The sequence below is a fragment of the Binatus sp. (SeqCode) genome (assembly GCF_036522015.1).
Lineage (GTDB): Bacteria > Desulfobacterota > Binatia > Binatales > Binataceae > Binatus.
This window is the reverse complement of record NZ_DATDGQ010000135.1, coordinates 1-3,105: the sequence shown is the minus strand read 5'-3', so window position 1 is coordinate 3,105 and position 3,105 is coordinate 1. Positions and strand designations below refer to the sequence as shown.

At 59.4% G+C, this 3,105-nt stretch carries 3 protein-coding genes; 2 read left to right on the top strand and 1 reads right to left on the bottom strand.

The features are described 5' to 3' along the window. Positions 1–1,426: DHA2 family efflux MFS transporter permease subunit (locus tag VIW95_RS05635; protein ID WP_331584446.1), on the top strand; the 1,426-nt coding region annotated here is incomplete at its 5' end. Here VIW95_RS05635 and VIW95_RS05630 read toward each other — a convergent pair. Continuing rightward, entirely contained in the window at positions 1,423–1,947 is a 525-nt protein-coding gene (locus VIW95_RS05630; RefSeq protein ID WP_331584445.1) for a macro domain-containing protein, read from the bottom strand. The genes VIW95_RS05635 and VIW95_RS05630 overlap by 4 nt on opposite strands. A 30-nt stretch (positions 1,948–1,977) precedes the next feature. Here VIW95_RS05630 and VIW95_RS05625 point away from each other — a divergent pair. Beyond that, positions 1,978–3,105, top strand: a 1,128-nt coding sequence (locus tag VIW95_RS05625; RefSeq protein ID WP_331584444.1) for an ABC transporter substrate-binding protein, incomplete at its 3' end; no start/stop codon positions are given.

The following is a 3,105-nucleotide window of genomic DNA, read 5'->3' as shown; positions in this document are numbered from 1 at the left end:
AATCACCTGGGTGCTGACGAGCTACCTGGTCGCAAACGGGATCATGATTCCGCTTACCGGATGGATCTCGTCGCGCTTCGGCCGCAAGCGCTACTTCTTGATGTCGGTCGCGGTGTTCGTCGCGGCTTCGGGGCTGTGCGGAGCGGCTCAGTCGCTGGATCAGATGGTCGTGTTCCGATTGATACAGGGCGCGGCGGGCGCCGCGATGGTCCCGTCGTCGCAGGCGATCCTGATGGAGACCTTCCCGCCCAACGAGCAGCAACTCGCGATGGCGACCTGGGGGATGGGCCTGATGGTCGCTCCGATCATGGGGCCTACGCTCGGCGGATGGATCACAGACAATTGGAACTGGCGCTGGAACTTTTACATCAACCTGCCGATCGGAGCAGCGGCGTTCCTGATGGTCTGGACCTTCGTACACGACCCCGCCTACCTGCGAGTTCGTCGCGCAAAAGGCGGCAAGACCGACTACACCGGCATCATCCTGCTGGTCGTCGGGCTCGGGCTGGCGCAACTCGTGCTCGATCGCGGCCAGCGCGCCGACTGGTTCAATTCGCCGTGGGTAGTTTGGTGCACGATTTTCGCCGCGATCTGCATCGTGGGACTGACGATCAACGAATTGCGCACGCCGGAGCCGATTCTCGATCTTAAAATCCTCGGCATTCCGGTTTTCACGATGTCCGTGATGCTGATGGTCGCGATGAGTTTCGCGCTGTTCGGCACCGGACTGTTGAATCCAATTTTTCTGCAAGAGCTGATGGGCTACAGCGCGTGGAAGGCCGGCCTGGTGCTCGCGCCACGAGGACTCGGCACGATGGCTGCGATGCTGATCGTCGGGCAACTCGCGCGCTACCGCTACGACACGCGTCCGCTGATCGGCGTCGGCTTCGTAATCATGGCAATCGCGCTGTGGCAGATGTCGGGCTGGAACACACAGGTCGGCACGTGGACGGTCACGTGGCCGAGCCTCGTCATGGGAGTTGGGATGGGCATGATCTTTCCAACGCTTTCAGCCACCACGCTGTCGTGCGTCAGCCGCGAGCGCGTCGGCTACGCTGCGAGCCTCTACAACATGATGCGCAACACCGGAGCCGCGATCGGCATCTCATACATGACGACCGTGCTCGTCAATCATGAGCAGACGCATCAGTCCTACCTGGTAGGACATTTCACCGTCTTCGACGCGTGGAAAATGAGCGACGCGGCGCGCCTCGCGCCCGGAGGACGCAGCTTTGACTATATGCCGCAAATACTCACTGGCCAAAAGCAAGGACTCGGCATGGTGTACGGGATGATTCAGCGGCAGGCGATGATGCTGTCGTTCAACGATATCTACCGCACACTGGCTATTGTAATGATAATACTGATACCGACCTTCTTACTATTGCGTCGCGCGCAACCCGGCGGCGGCATGGCCGCCCACTAGTCATTCATTTCCGCCAGCGCCCGCTCGAAGACTTCAAGCGAGTGGCGATCGAACAACACGAATTCCACCCGCTCGAGCGTCGTCGTAGCATTGAGATGCTTGCGCGCCTCCTCGAGCATCACTTGAGCGCACTGCTCGATCGGGAAACCTGCGATGCCGGTACCGATCGCAGGAAATGCGATCGTCTTGAGCGCATTCTCGTTGGCGCGCATCAGCGAGTTGCGCGTCGCCGCGCGCAGATTCGCCTCCGAGGTGGATTCTCCGAGCCGCGTGCTGGCCGCATGAATGACGTGCCGCGCACGCAGCCGTCCCGCGCTCGTGATCGCCGCCTCGCCCAGAGCAATCGGCCCGATTCGGTCGCACTCCTGCTGAATCGTAGGGCCGCCCTTGATGCGAATCGCGCCCGCGACGCCGCCGCCCAGCATCAGATCGTTATTTGCGGCGTTCACAATCGCATCAACGTCGGCCTCCGTCAGGTCGCCCTGCCGCAACTCGATTTTCGCGCGCCAATCTTTGCTCATCGTCATGTTATTATCGCGCCAACTATGCAGATGAGAAAGACAACGGCCTGGCTGCGATTGGTCGCGCAGATTGGTGCGGCACTCGTCGCGCTCGCGGGATGCGGTCACTATCGCGTCGATAGTTCTTTCGGAACAATTCAAGTCGATATCGAAACCTCGCCGACCTCGACCGACCCGCGATTTGGCACCGACGCAATGTCTTCGCGTATCAATGAACTCATTTTCGATTCTCTAGTTAAGAACGATCGCAAAGGCCAGTTCGTCGGTCGCCTTGCCCAAAGCATCGAGCACCCCTCCCCAACGAGGACCGTGTACCACCTCAATCACGGAGTGCGTTTCAGCGACGGCCGGGAACTTACAGCGCGCGATGTGCTATTCACGTACAACTCGATACTCGCTCCAGAATCGATGTCGCCCAAACGCACCAGCCTTGAGGAGTTGAAATCAATTGAAGCCCCCGACGACTACACGGTTGTCATAACTGTGGCGCATCCGTATGCGCCTGCCGTCGAGATTGCGACTGAGGGTATCGTGCCTATTGGGACTCCGTTGCCCGCGCAAGGAAGCGGCGCCGCGCCGGTGGGCAGTGGACCTTTCAGGATGGTCGCTTACTCGCGCGACGAATTTTTGCGGCTTGAGCGCAATCCCTACTATCCGCATCCGCCAGGCGCGCCGCAGTCGATCCTGTTCAAGATCGTGCCCGACCCCACTGTGCGCGCCCTCGAACTCGCGGAAGGCGTTTGCGACTTCTCGCCAAACAATATTCAGGTCGACGTGTTGCCCTGGCTCTCCGCACATCAGTTTCTGAAGCTCAGCAACACCCCGGGGTCCACCTATCGCTACCTATCTTTCAATTTTCGCATTCCGCAGCTGCGCGATATTCGCGTCCGGCGCGCGATCGCCTATGCAATAGACCGCAATACAATAGTCAGTTCGGTTTTGCGAGGTACTGGCCGAATAGCAACTGGCATGCTCGCGCCGGAGAGTTGGGCATACGACGGCAACGTCACTACCTATTCCTATGATCCGGAAAAAGCGCGTCAACTTCTTAATCAAGCGGGCTATCCCGCCGGCAAAGATGGCATGCGCCGCCTTCGATTCGAATTCAAAACCACTCCTGAAGGTGCTCGCGATGGTGAAATTTTTCAGGCGATGCTT